Annotated in this window: 17 protein-coding genes and 1 tRNA gene; 2 read left to right on the plus strand and 16 right to left on the minus strand. The window is 66.8% G+C overall.

The features are described 5' to 3' along the window. Positions 1 to 14 precede the first annotated feature (14 nt). Positions 15 to 317, plus strand: a complete 303-nt coding sequence (locus tag DDZ14_RS10775) for a transposase (protein WP_109424989.1) — start codon at positions 15 to 17, stop codon at positions 315 to 317. Positions 318 to 362: 45 nt separating this feature from the next. On the opposite strand, the gene DDZ14_RS10780 is transcribed toward DDZ14_RS10775, so the two are convergent. Beyond that, positions 363 to 439, minus strand: a tRNA-Met gene (locus tag DDZ14_RS10780). A 190-nt stretch (positions 440 to 629) separates the two neighbouring features. On the opposite strand from DDZ14_RS10780, the gene DDZ14_RS10785 reads away from it, so the two are divergent. Continuing rightward, the gene (locus DDZ14_RS10785; RefSeq protein ID WP_109424990.1) at positions 630 to 2,264 is read left to right on the plus strand and encodes a GMC family oxidoreductase; all 1,635 of its coding nucleotides are present in this window, start codon (positions 630 to 632) and stop codon (positions 2,262 to 2,264) included. A 48-nt stretch (positions 2,265 to 2,312) separates the two neighbouring features. Here the strand turns inward: DDZ14_RS10785 and DDZ14_RS10790 are convergent, their stop codons facing one another. The 15 genes from DDZ14_RS10790 to rpsP all read right to left on the minus strand — a co-directional run bounded on the left by DDZ14_RS10790 (position 2,313) and on the right by rpsP (position 13,311). Beyond that, positions 2,313 to 3,089: a glycosyltransferase family 25 protein gene (locus DDZ14_RS10790; RefSeq protein ID WP_233252552.1), complete on the minus strand. Its 777-nt coding sequence runs from the start codon at positions 3,087 to 3,089 to the stop codon at positions 2,313 to 2,315. Beyond that, complete coding sequence (locus DDZ14_RS10795; RefSeq protein WP_109424991.1) at positions 3,086 to 4,144, minus strand: glycosyltransferase; 1,059 nt, start codon at positions 4,142 to 4,144, stop codon at positions 3,086 to 3,088. Before DDZ14_RS10795 ends, DDZ14_RS10790 begins: the two co-directional genes overlap by 4 nt. Further along, complete coding sequence (locus DDZ14_RS10800) at positions 4,141 to 4,896, minus strand: glycosyltransferase family 25 protein (RefSeq protein WP_109424992.1); 756 nt, start codon at positions 4,894 to 4,896, stop codon at positions 4,141 to 4,143. The genes DDZ14_RS10795 and DDZ14_RS10800 overlap by 4 nt, the downstream gene beginning before the upstream one ends. A 75-nt stretch (positions 4,897 to 4,971) precedes the next feature. Continuing rightward, a complete protein-coding gene (locus tag DDZ14_RS10805; protein WP_109424993.1) occupies positions 4,972 to 5,736 on the minus strand; it encodes a sulfotransferase family 2 domain-containing protein in 765 nt (254 codons plus the stop codon). Next, a complete protein-coding gene (locus tag DDZ14_RS19685; protein WP_158275509.1) occupies positions 5,720 to 6,355 on the minus strand; it encodes an FkbM family methyltransferase in 636 nt (211 codons plus the stop codon). Before DDZ14_RS19685 ends, DDZ14_RS10805 begins: the two co-directional genes overlap by 17 nt. A 128-nt stretch (positions 6,356 to 6,483) precedes the next feature. Beyond that, complete coding sequence (locus DDZ14_RS10815) at positions 6,484 to 7,527, minus strand: glycosyltransferase family 2 protein (RefSeq protein WP_233252553.1); 1,044 nt, start codon at positions 7,525 to 7,527, stop codon at positions 6,484 to 6,486. Between the two features lie 10 nt (positions 7,528 to 7,537). Then, the gene (locus DDZ14_RS10820; protein WP_109424996.1) at positions 7,538 to 8,269 is read right to left on the minus strand and encodes a sulfotransferase family 2 domain-containing protein; all 732 of its coding nucleotides are present in this window, start codon (positions 8,267 to 8,269) and stop codon (positions 7,538 to 7,540) included. Next, positions 8,266 to 9,330, minus strand: a complete 1,065-nt coding sequence (locus tag DDZ14_RS10825; RefSeq protein ID WP_109424997.1) for a glycosyltransferase family 4 protein — start codon at positions 9,328 to 9,330, stop codon at positions 8,266 to 8,268. Before DDZ14_RS10825 ends, DDZ14_RS10820 begins: the two co-directional genes overlap by 4 nt. A gap of 92 nt (positions 9,331 to 9,422) precedes the next feature. Further along, positions 9,423 to 10,232, minus strand: coding sequence for a division plane positioning ATPase MipZ (locus tag DDZ14_RS10830; protein ID WP_109425123.1), 810 nt, complete (start codon positions 10,230 to 10,232; stop codon positions 9,423 to 9,425). 246 nt (positions 10,233 to 10,478) lie between these two features. Next, entirely contained in the window at positions 10,479 to 10,700 is a 222-nt protein-coding gene (gene rpmE, locus DDZ14_RS10835; protein WP_109424998.1) for a 50S ribosomal protein L31, read from the minus strand. A gap of 11 nt (positions 10,701 to 10,711) precedes the next feature. Then, positions 10,712 to 11,095: a 50S ribosomal protein L19 gene (gene rplS / locus DDZ14_RS10840; RefSeq protein WP_109424999.1), complete on the minus strand. Its 384-nt coding sequence runs from the start codon at positions 11,093 to 11,095 to the stop codon at positions 10,712 to 10,714. A 269-nt stretch (positions 11,096 to 11,364) separates the two neighbouring features. After that, a complete protein-coding gene (gene trmD / locus DDZ14_RS10845) occupies positions 11,365 to 12,168 on the minus strand; it encodes a tRNA (guanosine(37)-N1)-methyltransferase TrmD (RefSeq protein ID WP_109425000.1) in 804 nt (267 codons plus the stop codon). Next, positions 12,161 to 12,697, minus strand: coding sequence for a ribosome maturation factor RimM (rimM, locus tag DDZ14_RS10850; protein WP_109425001.1), 537 nt, complete (start codon positions 12,695 to 12,697; stop codon positions 12,161 to 12,163). Before rimM ends, trmD begins: the two co-directional genes overlap by 8 nt. Next, the gene (locus DDZ14_RS19875) at positions 12,694 to 12,834 is read right to left on the minus strand and encodes a hypothetical protein (RefSeq protein WP_199221333.1); all 141 of its coding nucleotides are present in this window, start codon (positions 12,832 to 12,834) and stop codon (positions 12,694 to 12,696) included. Before DDZ14_RS19875 ends, rimM begins: the two co-directional genes overlap by 4 nt. A gap of 60 nt (positions 12,835 to 12,894) precedes the next feature. Then, positions 12,895 to 13,311, minus strand: coding sequence for a 30S ribosomal protein S16 (gene rpsP, locus DDZ14_RS10855; RefSeq protein WP_109425002.1), 417 nt, complete (start codon positions 13,309 to 13,311; stop codon positions 12,895 to 12,897). Positions 13,312 to 13,348: the final 37 nt, after the last annotated feature.

Below are 13,348 nucleotides of genomic sequence, written 5' to 3' on the forward strand. Positions count from 1 at the left end.
ACGGAGGCCTCACCATGAGGGTGCCCGCCGAAGCCTATGCGCCTTCTTCAAGACCCTATGACGGCCTGCCGGATGTGGAATACCCCTTCCACGACCGCGACATCATCGTCACCGCATGCGGGCGCATCTGCATGCAGCGAAAGAAGATCAACGTCTCGACCGTGCTCGCCGGTCAGAGACTCGGAGTGAAGGAGGTGGACAATGGCATTTGGATCGTGAGCTTCATGCAGTACGATCTGGAATATATCGACCTGGAACAGAGAACCTTGCAAACCATCGACAATCCGTTCGGCACGAGATTGTCACCCATGTCTTAGGTACGATCTGTTACCCATGTCTCCGGGTCGTACACATTGGGAAACTGGTAGCGGAGGAGGGACTTGAACCCCCGACACGCGGATTATGATTCCGCTGCTCTAACCGACTGAGCTACTCCGCCACAGGCGAAGGCTAGGTAAGCGACCGGGCGCATGCCGTCAAGTGCGAAGATCAGGGCTCCGGCTTGGGTATTTCGTGCGGCCCGTCGCGGCGTGCGGAAGGGGCCGTTCCGCTGACCTGCGTGAGGGCAGCATGCCCCTTGGACTTCCCGCATCCCTGGGGCAGTCTGTGGCGCGAGGGAGGATCGCGCGATGCTGGATGCGGGCGAATACGACTACGTGATTGTCGGCGCAGGTTCGGCGGGTTGCGTGCTGGCCAACCGGTTGACCGAGGACGGCGCAACGCGTGTGCTGCTCTTGGAAGCCGGCGGCCGCGACGATTACATCTGGGTGCATATCCCGGTGGGCTATCTCTACTGCATCGGCAATCCGCGCACCGATTGGGGCTTCACGACGCGGGCGGAGTCGGGACTGAACGGGCGCGCGTTGGGCTATCCGCGCGGGCGCATCCTGGGGGGCTGCTCCTCGATCAACGGGATGATCTACATGCGCGGACAGGCGCGTGACTACGATCAGTGGCGCAAAATGGGCAATACCGGCTGGGGCTGGGACGACGTGCTGCCCTGGTTCCGCAAGTCCGAGGATCACTACCGGGGCGCGGACGGGATACATGGCGCGGGCGGCGAGTTTCGGGTGGAGAAACAGCGCCTCTCCTGGGAGATACTCGACGCCTTCCAGGCCGCCTGCGTGGCCGCGGGCATTCCCGCCACTGAGGATTTCAACACCGGCACGAACGAGGGCGTCGGTTACTTCCAGGTCAACCAGCGCGCGGGCTGGCGCTGGAGCACGGCGCGTGCCTTCCTGCGTCCGGCGCGGGGCCGGCGCAACCTGCGTGTCGTCACCCATGCGCAGGCCGAGCGTCTGGCCTTCGACGGGCGGCGCGCCACCGGTGTCGTCTTCAGCCGAAAGGGTGTGCGGCACGCGGCGCGGGCGCGCGGAGAGGTGATCCTGGCCGCGGGCGCCATCGGTTCGCCGCAGATCCTGCAGCTCTCGGGGATCGGGCCGGGCGCACTTCTGCAGGCTCATGGCGTTGAGACCCGCCACGAATTGCCGGGGGTCGGCCAGAACCTGCAGGACCACCTGCAACTGCGCTGCGCCTTCCGGGTCTCGGGGGTGAAGACCCTGAACCAGCAGGCGGGCAGCCTGGCGGGCAAACTCGGCATCGCGCTGGAATACGCGCTGAAACGATCCGGCCCGATGTCGATGGCGCCCAGCCAGCTCGGCGCCTTCACCCGGTCGGACCCGGCGCTGGAGACGCCCGATCTGGAGTACCACGTACAGCCGCTCTCGCTCGATCGGTTCGGCGAGCCGCTGCACGATTTCCCGGCCTTCACGGCCTCGGTCTGCAACCTGCGACCCGAAAGCCGCGGGCATGTGGCGATTACCGCGCCCGACCCGTTCGCGCATCCGGAGATCGCCCCCAACTACCTGTCGTCCGCGCGCGACCGGCAAGTGGCGGTGCGCGCCATCGAGCGCACCCGCGAAATCGTTTCGCAGGCCCCGCTGGCGCGCTACCGCCCCGAGGAGTTCCGTCCCGGCCCGGAGTACCGGACGGAAGAGGAACTGGTGCGCGCGGCCGGCGAAATCGGTACGACGATCTTCCATCCGGTTGGCACGGCGAAGATGGGTGACGACCCGCAAGCGGTCGTCGATGCGCGGCTTCGCGTGCACGGCATGGCGGGGCTGCGGGTGGTGGATGCCTCGGTCATGCCGACGATCACCTCGGGCAACACCAATGCGCCGGTCATCATGATCGCCGAGAAGGCCGCGGCGATGATCCGCGCGGACGCGCGGCAGGCGCAGGAGACCAGCGTCGGCACGGGCTGAGGCCGTGGGTCCAATGAGTATTTGTGGAAAGATGAAGGGTTCGGACGGTCAGGGAGAGAGGCCGGGCGCGCGGGCCATATCGGGGGTGGGCGCGATCAGGCGTCGCTCCGCGCCGGGCAGGCGGGCGAGCTGGCGCACGCCCATGCGGATCTGGGCGGCCAGCCTGCGCAGCGGATAGGCCCGTTTGCCGGGGCGGCGCTCGCGTCCGATGGCGGAAGCGGTCGGGATGGGCGGCGTCAGCCCGTGCGCGGCGCATTGGTCGAGCTGGATCGCCAGCGCCGGGTCGGCCTGCCAGGAGCTGAGGTCATAGGCCGCGCAGAGCACCGCATCGGCCAGTCCCGGCCGGCGGCGCGTGCGTTCCAGGAGTTTCCGCGCCCCGGCGGGCCAGAGAAGGTAGGCCGCGGCCCCGGTCCGGTCCTGCCAGAGCCTGCGCATCGGCGCCGCGGGATGGGCGCGGCGGGCCACGAGCTTGCGGCGGCCGCGCGTCTCCAGCGTGATGTGGTCGATTCCCGCGAGCGGCGCCACGCGCTCCAGGAAATCCGCGGTGCCCGGCGCGAGCAGCGCGTCGTCTTCGAGCACCAGCATCGGCGCGGTTCCCGTGGCGATCCGTTCCCAGGCCGCGCGGTGGGAGGCGAAGGCGGCCATCTCGGTCTGCCGGAGCGGCCGTTCCCAGCCGGTCCAGTAGCGCGCATCGGCGGGCGGGGAAAGCGTTGCGGGCGTGGCCGCTTCCAACCGTTCAAAGGCCAGGCCGAGCGCCGAAAGCTGCGCCGCCTGAAATGCCATGCGGGCGGTCTCGGTGTCCAGATTGATGACCAGCGCCTTCACTCCGCGCGCTCCAGCGGGTCGGTGAAATCCCCGGCGAAGAGCGCAAGATAATTGCGCACGACCCGGTCCTCGCTGAAGAGTTCTCCAAGCCGTGCGCGCCCGCCTTCGGCCAGCCGCGCGCCCAGGGTACGGTCGGCCTGAAGTCCGGCCAGGGCGGCGGCGAAGGCGTCGAGGTCGTCGATCTCCACCAGGCGGCCGTCGATGCCGTCGCGCATGTACCAGCCCGGCCCTTCGGAGCGGGTGGAGACGACCGGCACGCCGGCCTGCCAGGCCTCCAGCACCACGTTGCCCAACGGCTCGTGACGCGAGGCCATGCCAAGCGCGTCGGCGGCGGCGATATGATGGATCGGCTCGTCTACCCAGCCGATGAAGCGGGTGCGATCGGCGATGCCTTCGGCGCGGGCCAGATCTTCGAGCGCCGGGCGTTCCTTGCCGTCGCCGATAAGCCAGAGCCAGGCGCCGGGCAGGCGGGCGGCCGCGCGGATCACCAGATCCATGCCCTTGCGATGGACGAACCGGCCGGCGGCGGCGATGAGGAAGGCGTCCTCGGGCGTGTCATGGGCGGCGCGGCGCACCGGACTCGGCGGCACCGGGCGGGCGAAATTGCTGATTGTGAGCATCGGCTTTTCCCAGCCCAGCGCGCGGCAGTGCCGGCCGATATCCGGCGTGTTTCCGACCAGCGCGTCGCAATGGCCGAAATGGTCCAGGTGGCGCGGGAAATCGCCCAGGCGGGTGAATTTCACCGCCTCCGGCCAGTCGGGGATCAGCCGCGCGGCGCGTGGCATCCAGGCCATGATCGCATCGGGGTGCCAGGTTCGGCAAATCCGGCGCACGTGCCATTGAAGGATCAGGCTGGAGATCGAGAGATAGCGGTAGTTGTTCTCGACGATCAGGCCGAAGGGCGCGATCTGGTCGCGCCAGCTTCGGTTCGGGCGGATCACGAAGCGCTGCTCGACGCCGCGCGCGCCGAAGGCCCGCACAAGGTTCACGAAGAAGCGTTCGGCGCCGCCTTCCTTGCCGAAATGCAGGTGCAGGACCTTGGGCGCGGCGCTCATGACCCGGTCCCCCGCGCCCGGTGCCAGTGCAGCGCCGCGCGGTAGTGGGCCTGGTATCTCAGCCCGCGCCAGAACCGCGCCAGCCCGCCCGCCTCTCCGGCGCTCCGGCGGGCCTTGCCGATCGTGCCGGTCACGGTCTGCTGATCGCCCACGCTGACCGGCGGGGGCAGCACCAGCGCCACGCGCAGCCCGGTTTCCCAGAAGAATTTCTGGTCCTCGTCCACGGGGCGGAAGAAGGGCCGGGCGCGCGCCGCCAGGTGCCGCGCCGCGTCGCGCGTCAGCCCATAGCCGATCAGGCAGGTCGGCACGCGGTAGGGGATGACGAGTTCATGCGCGCGGTCGAGCGCGCGGCGGCGCACGCATTTCGGGGCGCGATCGAAGGAGAAGAGCTTGACCATATCCCAGTCGCTGCCGCTGTCCTGCGATAGCAGGCCGAGCACAGCGGCGAGATCATCGCCGGCCTGAAAATCGTCCTCGAAGACGAAACCGCCCGCGGCCTCGGCCTCCGCGATCCGCTCCCACGCCGCGATATGGCTGAGATAGCAGCCGATCTCGGGGCGCACCAGCGGATGACGGGCGCGGCGGCGGTTGGCGGCGGCGTCATAGACCTGCACGACCTCCGCCTCGTCCATCTGCCAGCCGTTGACGGCCTCGATCCGCTCGAAGGGCAGGCCCTGCGCGGTGAGCGCGGTGGCGCTGTTCTCCATCCGTCGGGTATTATCGGCAAGGTTGATGACGAGCGAGGGCCACATTGCGCCCGCTCCGGCCATGTGCCCGCCATCTGTGTGGCAGGAAATTGATGCAGGATTGCCCATCACGCCGTAGCCCTATCGCATGCAATATCCGAAGCGTAGGAAATCTTCACGGTAGATGCGATTGATGAGTGAAATCTCCTCGGACGTGAGCGAGACTGCGCCGCCCGCTCCGGTCCCGGTCGCATGGCCACGCAGGACGGTCAGATTGCTTGCCGGAAGATTTAACCGGTCGAGCACCTTACCAAAATCGCCATCGAAATGCTCGAACTTGCCAATGAAATCCATTGGCAACGAGGGAGGCAGCAATCGTGCTTGCGGACGCCAATGCCGGTTCATGGCGCCCGGACGTTGCCGGGCAATGGCTTTCAGGAAGGCGGAGAATGCCACTTCGCCGGTTTCTGGCAAGCCGAGGGCGCGGCGGAACCTTTCCGCGTTCTGAGCCTGCACGATTTTGTCCTTGTAGCAGGACAGAAGCCGGGAATAGGGGTCGCGCACGAAGCTGAACTTGAGTACGGCCGGATCGTTCAAGGCAGACCAGAACGCCATTGGGTCATGTTCCGAACTGATCCGCCTGCGTGCCGCGAGGGTGTTGAGATCTCCCAGTTCCCGGGCAAGGTCAGGATCGTCGCTGCGCACCAGCGTGCCGATGATGGTGGAGCCCGCGACCTTTGGATTGCAGAAATAGATCACCTTGAGTCGCGGTGAGAAAACCGACCGCAGGGCCAACTCGTTTCGCAGAATACGAAACAAAATGGCGATGCGCCATCGGTAGTAACTTTCAACCGCTTTCCGGGACATTGCCTGGAAACGGTCGGTCCCATCAGGCTCTACCGGCATTGTCCCGCACGAAGAGCGCGTTCTTGTGGCGGCTGCCGTCCAGCCGGAAGCCTTGGCCCAGGATATGCTCTTTCAGCGCCTCGATCTTTTCGGCCCCGACGATATGGGGGTGAAGTTCCACGAGTATGCCCGACACGCCCGACAGGTGGGCCGTGGCAAGAAGGTCGATCTCGGCGCCCTCGACATCCATCACGATGACATCGGGCCGGTGCGATTCGATGACGTCGTGGATCGAAGCGCTTTCCACCTCGATCTCTTTCGCCTCGATATCGCGGGCCATCAGCGAGGAGGAGATGATGTTGTCGTTCTGGAAGAACCGGATCGGTTTGCCGTCGGTCGTGACGGCCTTCATTTCCAGTCTGGGGCGGACCCCGTTGAGGGCATAGTTTTCCTCGATCACGCGGCGCAGCGCCGGGTTCGCTTCGAAGGAGAGGACGTTTCCTTCGCCCGCGATCCGGGTGCAGAGCAGGCTGATGAAGCCGATCCCGGTGCCGATTTCGAGGACCCGGCTGCCGGGTTTCACGATCTCCTTCACCAGCAGCCGTTCGCCCAGTTCGTAGGTGCCCTTGAACAGGTAGTTGCGTACAGAATCCGGCAGATCGTCCGGTCCGCAGCGCAACCGCACACCATCGATGGAGATGATCCTTGTGCCAATCGACCGATGCCAAAGTCTCCGGAGGGTTCTGAATCTGGGTTTAATGGCTCTTCTCCTGTCGGCGAGGCGGCGGCTAACGCGCTTTGTACCCTCTAGCGCAATAGCATGCCAAGGGAATCCGCCCCGGTGAAGCGGCGGGTGTGTGCCGATATCGGTGATGCCGTCAAGATATCCTGGTTTTCCAGGATTTTGCGGTAGTAGCGCCCGCCACCAGCGTGCTGGCCACGCTTCGCGATGTATTCCAACCCGGCCTCGCCGCGTGTGAACTTGAAATGCAGCAGGACCGCCGACCGCTCGGACAGTTTCAGCCTGCCGGTCACGGCATGCGAGCCGCCGGAGAATGTCATACCCTTGCGCCACTTGATCAGGGCGAGCTTGGTGCATGTGAACGGATCGCGCGGAAGATGCGCGCGCGCCGCCCGCCGGGTGACTCTGGCCAGCACCCGGCGGGCCGGACCAGGGTTGAACGGGGCGTTGAGGCCCCCGAAACGCTCCATGAGCAGCCTGGGAAACCGGCCGGCAATGCCATGCCGGCCGAAGAAGAGCCGGTCCCGCATGCCGCCATACGCCATCATGAACGGGGTCGGGTATTTTCTGCGAAACCGGCTGGCGGCGGGGAGCATGAAGTAGGAGTCCGGTCCGTCGAAAAGCGGAAATGCCTCAAGCAGACCGCCGCCACGATATTCGTGCTCTGACAGCGGCAAGTCCGCATACATGTCGACCATGGTGCAATGTAGCGCTTCGGCCCCTTCTGCATCGAGGGTGTCCACCAAATCCGCTAGCGCGGACGCGCTGGAGCACCGATAGACGAAATGCTCATCGATATCCGGTGCGATGCACCAGCGCCCATTCGCGAAATGATCCAGTAGCTCGCAGCGCCACTGTTTCTTATGTGCAGCGTAGGTCGATCCGTCGCGCGGGCAGAACAACGTGACGCCATTTTGTTCCAGAAGGAATTCACGCGTGCCATCATCGGATCGGTCATCAACCATCAAAAAGCGCCGGACCCCGAGTCCGCGGTAATGCGCCAGGAAGTCGGGCAGAATATCCAATTCATTGTGAGCGAGTGCCACGCAGGCCAGATCCTGCGGCGGCGGCAGATCAGGCGAAAGGCATTTCAGGTACTCGAAGGACATACCGGTCAAGTCACTCTGAATCCGGGAGAACAAGGTTCCGCCGCGCGGGCGTGTCGAAATCGAAGCCGAACATCTCGATATCCGCGGCATACCAGTCCGCGACGATCTGGATCGTCCGGTCGGTGTAGAACTCGCGGTAATCGGTGCGCTTCTTGGTGCTCACATTACGTTTGCGCACCGGCTGGTCGAGGCCGAAATAGCGCATGCTGTCCTCGGCCAGCGACTCGAAGCGCAGCAGGTCGACCCGGACCGTGCCGGCCTCGTCGGTTACGTAATCGGCCTGCGGGTACCAGCCGCGGATGACGCGGTGCCAGTAGAAGGGTTCATGGCCGTAGATGTGGCGTTCCTCCAGGAACTCCTCCAGCCGCATGTCGCGGTAGCGCGGGTCGTCCTTGCCCTGGGTTTCTGCCAGCCGCGCGAATTGCCAGCGCGACACGGTGCGCGCCCAGGGGTTGCGGAGGATGCCCACCGCGGTCAGCCGCGATGTTACCTTGGGATGAATATCGCGCCAGCGGGCATGCTGGAAGCCGTGATGCTCGCCGCCGGCGCGCATCTTGGCGGCCACGGCACGGGTATAGGCGCGGCTCTTGTGGAAATAGGGCTCGGCCGAGATCATCCGCCCCGACAGCGCCGGCGCCTTGCGCAGCGACACGCCGGCGTTCTTGGGGATATGGATGAAGAGCCACTCCGCCCGGCCGGTATGCCAGTTCAGGATGGCGCGGGCTTCGCGCAGCGTCGTCATGGCCGGGCCTCCAGAAGGTCGCGATAGATGGCGGTCAGAGCGGCGGCCTCGCCCTCGATCCGGAAATTCTGCTCCACATGGCGACGGGCGGCGGCCGACTGGCGCGCCAGCGCGGCGGGATCGTCGAGCAGCCCGGCTATGGCGCGGGCCATGCCCTCCGCGTCGCCCGGCGCGATCAGGTGGCCCGTCTCGCCCTCGGCGATCAGTTCCTCGAAGGCGCCGACGCGGGTGGCGACCACCGGCACGCCGCAGGCCATCGCCTCCAGCGGGGTGAGCCCGAAGCCTTCCCAGCGCTGCGGCGCCACGAAAAGGTCGAGCGCCTGGTACCAGCGGGCGATCTCATGCACCGGCACCTCGCCGCAGAAGCGCAACCGGCCGGCCAGCCCCGCCGCCGCGACCTTGTCGCGCAACTCACGCTCGAAGCCCTGGTGTTTCTCGGTAGCCCGGCCCAGGATCACGCCGCCCGCATCCGGACGGTTGCGCAGCACCTCGATCATCGCCTCGATGAAGACATCGGTCCCTTTCTGCGCGCGGATACGCCCGAAACAGCCGACCAGCGGCCCGGCGGGCAGGCCGAGTTCGGCCTTCAGCGCGGCGCGGTCGGGGGCGGGGTGAAAGGTGTCGGTGTCGATGCCGTGACGGATCACCTGCGCGTCGCGCTCCAGGTATTGCGCGGTCTTGCGCGAGGTCGCCACGATCGCGTCCATGCGCCGGATCAGCCATTTCGTCAGCCCGGTATGCCGACGCTGCGACGCCGATGTGAAAAGCAGCCGCAGCTTCTTGCCCAGCAGGTATTTCAGCGCCAGCCCGCCCAGCATCTCGGTATTGCGGCGCGCGTGCCAGACGCGCGTGCCCGACGGACCGCGCCGCGGCATGGTCACGAGCGCCAGCAGGCGGATCTGCGGCACATGGCCGGGCAGGACGGGACCGGCCGCCGCGATGGCGATCTCGCGCGCCTGAAGCGGCACCAGCCGGACGATCGTGGCCGTCACGCCCGACAGGCGGCGCTTGAAATTCGGCGCGATAACATCGACCCCGGCAGGGTCAAGATAGCTGACCATGGGCGCGGGGTTCCTTCACGCGGACGGCAGACTTGCGCCCGGATACCGAATTGCCCCCCGCCGCGCAAGACGCGCGGGTCCGGCGCAGGCGGTCAGACGGTGACGCTGACGCCCGGCAGGTCGAGCGCCTTCATCAGGTCGCGCAGCTCCTGCCGGGCGGCGATGTTCGACAGGTTCAGGCTGGTGACGCCAGTATCCTTGAGGTCGAGCAGCGTCAGCCCGCTGGGGAAAAGCTCGCGGAAGACGACGCGCTCGGAAAAGCCCGGCGCCACGCGGAAGCCGATCCGCCGCGCCAGATCGGTCAGCGCGGTGCCCACCTTGCGTTTGTTGTGCATGTTCTGGCTGCCCAGCCGATTGCGCAGCACGATCCAGTCGATCGGCTTGAGCCCGGCCTCGGCGCGCAATTGCCGCGCGTGCCAGACCATCTCCGAATAGACCGACGGCCCCGTGACGCGCCCGGTCGCCCCGTCGATCCGCGCCAGCATGTCGAAATCCACGAAACTGTCGTTGAGCGGCGTGATCAGCGTGTCGGCCAGCGAATGCGCAAGCTGGCTGAGCCGCGTATGCGATCCGGGGCAGTCGATGACGATGAACTCGGTCACCGGCTCCAGCCCGCGGATCGCCTCGCCCAGCCGGCGGTCCCAGATATTCTCGCCCGGCGCGAGATCGGCTTCGCTCAGATCCGGCAGGGCGCCCATCAGCGGGGTCGGCAGATAGATGTCGCGGCGCGCACCGAAGGCCAGGCGGTTTTCCACATAACGCGCGAAGCTGCGCTGGCGCACGTCCAGATCGAGCGCGCCGACCCGGTGGCCCATGCGCGAGAGCGCGGTCGCGACATGCATGCAGGTCGTCGATTTGCCCGAGCCGCCCTTCTCGTTTCCGGTGACGATGATATGGGGCACGCGCAACCCTCCAGAGCGGAACGAAAAAGCGCGCCCCGCGGGGCGCGCTTCTCTATAGGCATTTGGAAACGGCCCGAAAAGGGGGCGTGTGTCCGGGCGCGGATCGGTTTCGAGGGTCGCGGACAGCAACTCATTGCAAGACGTGTTTCGCGCAGGCATGCGCGCCCCGCAAAGAAAAAGGCCGCACCGCCATCCGGCGGCACGGCCCTTGTTTCGTGTCCAGTCGTCAGACGTGCAACGCCGCGTTCAGAAACCGAAACCTTCGTATTTCTTCTTGAACCTCGAAACGCGCCCGCCGGTGTCCATCAGGCGGTGGCCGCCGCCGGTCCAGGCGGAATGCACGGTCGGGTCGATATCGAGCTGCAGCGTGTCGCCATCCGCCCCGTAGGTGGAGCGCATCTTGTAGACGGTGCCATCGGTCAGCTTGACGTCGATGAAGTGGTAGTCGGGATGGATATCCTTTTTCATCGCTCTTCTCCTCAGGCCTCGGCGCCGGATTTGGGTTTGTAATTGGTCTGTTCGGCGATACGGGCCGATTTGCCCCGGCGCGCGCGCAGATAGTAGAGCTTGGCGCGCCGCACCTTGCCGCGCCGGATCACGGTGATGCTGTCGATATTGGTGGAGTAGAGGGGGAACACGCGCTCCACGCCCTCGCCGAAGGAAATCTTGCGCACTGTGAAGGAGGCGCCGATGCCGCTGCCGCCGTTGCGCGCGATGCAGACGCCTTCGTAGTTCTGCACGCGGGACCGGGTGCCCTCGGTCACCTTGTAGCCCACGCGGATCGTGTCGCCGGCCTTGAAATCGGGGACCGTCTTGCCGAGTTCGGCAATCTGTTCCGCCTCGATCTGTTCGATCAGGTTCATGTCGTTCGTCCTTTCAGCTCACGGTTTTCCCGTGAAGGTGTCGTGCGGGCTCAGAGCTCTTGGTCTTCTTCCGGGTCCGCGTGCCGCGCCCGCCAGAGATCAGTCCGACATTGCCTTTCAAAGCCGCGCCGTTTTCCCTGCCGCGCCCCGAAGAAAGGGTGCCATGCGGAAAAAGACGACGGGTCCGGACGGCCGATTCAGCCGCGGACGGGCGGGGTATAGGTCCAATCCCGCCCGCGATCAAGAGCCGATGCGTCGGCGCGGTGGCGTCAATCGTCCTTCTTGTCCGCGTTACGACGCCGCCACAGGTCCGGGCGCCGCTCGCGCGTCAGCTTCTCGGACATCTCGCGGCGCCATTCGGCCACCTTACCGTGATCGCCGGAGGTCAGCACCGCGGGGATACCACGGCCCTTCCATTCGGCGGGGCGGGTGTATTGCGGATGTTCCAGCAATCCGGCGGAATGGCTTTCGTCGGCGGCGCTCTCGGCATTGCCCAGAACGCCCGGCAGCAGGCGCACGGTGGCGTCGATTACCGCCTGCGCGGCGATCTCGCCGCCCGTCAGGACGAAGTCGCCGAGGCTGACCTCCGCCACGCCGTAATGGTCGAGCACCCGCTGATCGACGCCTTCGAACCGGCCGCAGAGCAGCGTGATCCCCGGCGCTTCGGTCCAGCGCCGCGCCATGGCCTGATCGAAGGGCTTGCCGCGCGGACTGAGATAGACGATGGGCCATCCGGGCGGCGTGCCGGCCTGGACCTCGTCGATGGCGCGGCCCACCACGTCGGCGCGCAGCACCATTCCCGCACCGCCGCCCGCCGGGGTGTCATCGACATTTCGATGCCGGCCCTCGCCGAACTGTCGCAGGTCCACCGTCTCCAGCGCCCAGAGCCCTTCCTGCAACGCCTTGCCGGTCAACGACAGGCCCAGCGTGCCGGGGAAGGCTTCGGGGAAGAGCGTGATGACCTTCGCCGTCCAGGCGCCGCTGAGCCGCGGCGGCCCCTCCATCAGGCCGCGCGGACGCGCGGAGGCCGAGATCGACAGCCGGCCGTGGGATTTGCGCGGCGTCTCAGTCATCGGCCCGGTCCGGGAAGAGCCCGTCCGGCGGGTCCGCGACGATCCGGCCCGCGGCCATGTCCACGGTCGGCACGGCTTCGCGCGTGAAGGGCAACAGCACGGTATCTTGCAGCCCCGGCCCGCCGATTTCCAGCAGGTCCGTGGCGCCGTGGTTGAGCACCGCGCGCACGGTGCCAAGCGCGGTCCCGCCGGTATCGAGTACCGTCAGCCCGATGAGATCGGCGTGGTAGAACTCGTCCTCGCCCAGATCGGGCAGCAGGGCGCGGTCGGCATGCAGGCGCACCCCGCGCAGCGCGTCCGCGGCCTCCTTGCCGGTCACGCCCGAAAGCCGCGCGGCGAAGCCGTTCTTGACGGGGCGCGTCAGCGTCACGGTGAAACTGCGGCTGCCGTCCTCGGTCGTCAGCGCGCCATAGGTGGCGATGTCGGCGGGGTTGGCGCAGAAGCTCTTGAGCCGCACCTCGCCGCGCACTCCGAAGGCGCCCGCGATCGCGCCGACGCAGACCCGGCCTGTCTTGGTATCCCCAGTCATGGCAGCCCCCTGCAAAGGCCGCTTTCGGCGACGCGGCCCCCGGCATCCTGGCAGCGGTCGGCGGCGACGGCGCGCTGGAACTCGATTCCGGCATAGAAGGCCGCCGCGATCAGCGCGGCACTCACCGCGCGTCGCATCAGGCCCCATCCCGGAATCATCGCCCAGAGCATCGCGTCACCGCCGATGGCCGCGGCGGATCACTCCGCCGCAGAGTCTTCGGTCTCGGGCTCCTCGGCGGGGGCTTCCTCAACCGGTGCGGCGGCGGCTTCGGCGGCGGCGGCAGCCTTGGCGGCCTTCTCCTCGGCGCGCTCGGTGGCTTTCTTGCCTGGCACGGCCTTATTCGGGTTGTTGCGTTCCTTCTTCTCCAGAACGCCCGCGGCTTCCAACATGCGGCTGATCCGGTCGGTCGGCGTGGCGCCTTCGCCCAGCCAGTATTTCACCCGCTCGAGGTCCATCTTCACGCGATCCTCGCTGTCCTTGGGCAGCAGCGGGTTGTAGATGCCCAGCTTCTCGATATAGCGGCCGTCGCGTGGCATGCGGCTGTCGGCCGCGACGATGCGGTAAAAGGGGCGCTTTTTCGAGCCGCCGCGAGCGAGACGGATTTTCATTGCCATGGTTTGATCTCCTTGTGTCCTTGGCTTGGGGCCGGGA

The sequence above is a fragment of the Maritimibacter sp. 55A14 genome, assembly GCF_003122205.1.
Taxonomy (GTDB): domain Bacteria; phylum Pseudomonadota; class Alphaproteobacteria; order Rhodobacterales; family Rhodobacteraceae; genus QEYE01.

Bases quoted from the DNA above. Each gene is read 5' to 3' on its own strand.
- DDZ14_RS10775 (WP_109424989.1), top strand. From the start codon at position 15: ATGAGGGTGCCCGCCGAAGCCTATGCGCCTTCTTCAAGACCCTATGAC.
- DDZ14_RS10785 (WP_109424990.1), top strand. From the start codon at position 630: ATGCTGGATGCGGGCGAATACGACTACGTGATTGTCGGCGCAGGTTCG.
- DDZ14_RS10795 (WP_109424991.1), bottom strand. From the start codon at position 4,144: ATGAGCGCCGCGCCCAAGGTCCTGCACCTGCATTTCGGCAAGGAAGGC.
- DDZ14_RS10800 (WP_109424992.1), bottom strand. From the start codon at position 4,896: ATGTGGCCCTCGCTCGTCATCAACCTTGCCGATAATACCCGACGGATG.
- DDZ14_RS10805 (WP_109424993.1), bottom strand. From the start codon at position 5,736: ATGCCGGTAGAGCCTGATGGGACCGACCGTTTCCAGGCAATGTCCCGG.
- DDZ14_RS10815 (WP_233252553.1), bottom strand. From the start codon at position 7,527: ATGTCCTTCGAGTACCTGAAATGCCTTTCGCCTGATCTGCCGCCGCCG.
- DDZ14_RS10820 (WP_109424996.1), bottom strand. From the start codon at position 8,269: ATGACGACGCTGCGCGAAGCCCGCGCCATCCTGAACTGGCATACCGGC.
- DDZ14_RS10825 (WP_109424997.1), bottom strand. From the start codon at position 9,330: ATGGTCAGCTATCTTGACCCTGCCGGGGTCGATGTTATCGCGCCGAAT.
- rpmE (WP_109424998.1), bottom strand. From the start codon at position 10,700: ATGAAAAAGGATATCCATCCCGACTACCACTTCATCGACGTCAAGCTG.
- rplS (WP_109424999.1), bottom strand. From the start codon at position 11,095: ATGAACCTGATCGAACAGATCGAGGCGGAACAGATTGCCGAACTCGGC.
- trmD (WP_109425000.1), bottom strand. From the start codon at position 12,168: ATGACTGAGACGCCGCGCAAATCCCACGGCCGGCTGTCGATCTCGGCC.
- rimM (WP_109425001.1), bottom strand. From the start codon at position 12,697: ATGACTGGGGATACCAAGACAGGCCGGGTCTGCGTCGGCGCGATCGCG.
- DDZ14_RS19875 (WP_199221333.1), bottom strand. From the start codon at position 12,834: ATGCGACGCGCGGTGAGTGCCGCGCTGATCGCGGCGGCCTTCTATGCC.
- rpsP (WP_109425002.1), bottom strand. From the start codon at position 13,311: ATGGCAATGAAAATCCGTCTCGCTCGCGGCGGCTCGAAAAAGCGCCCC.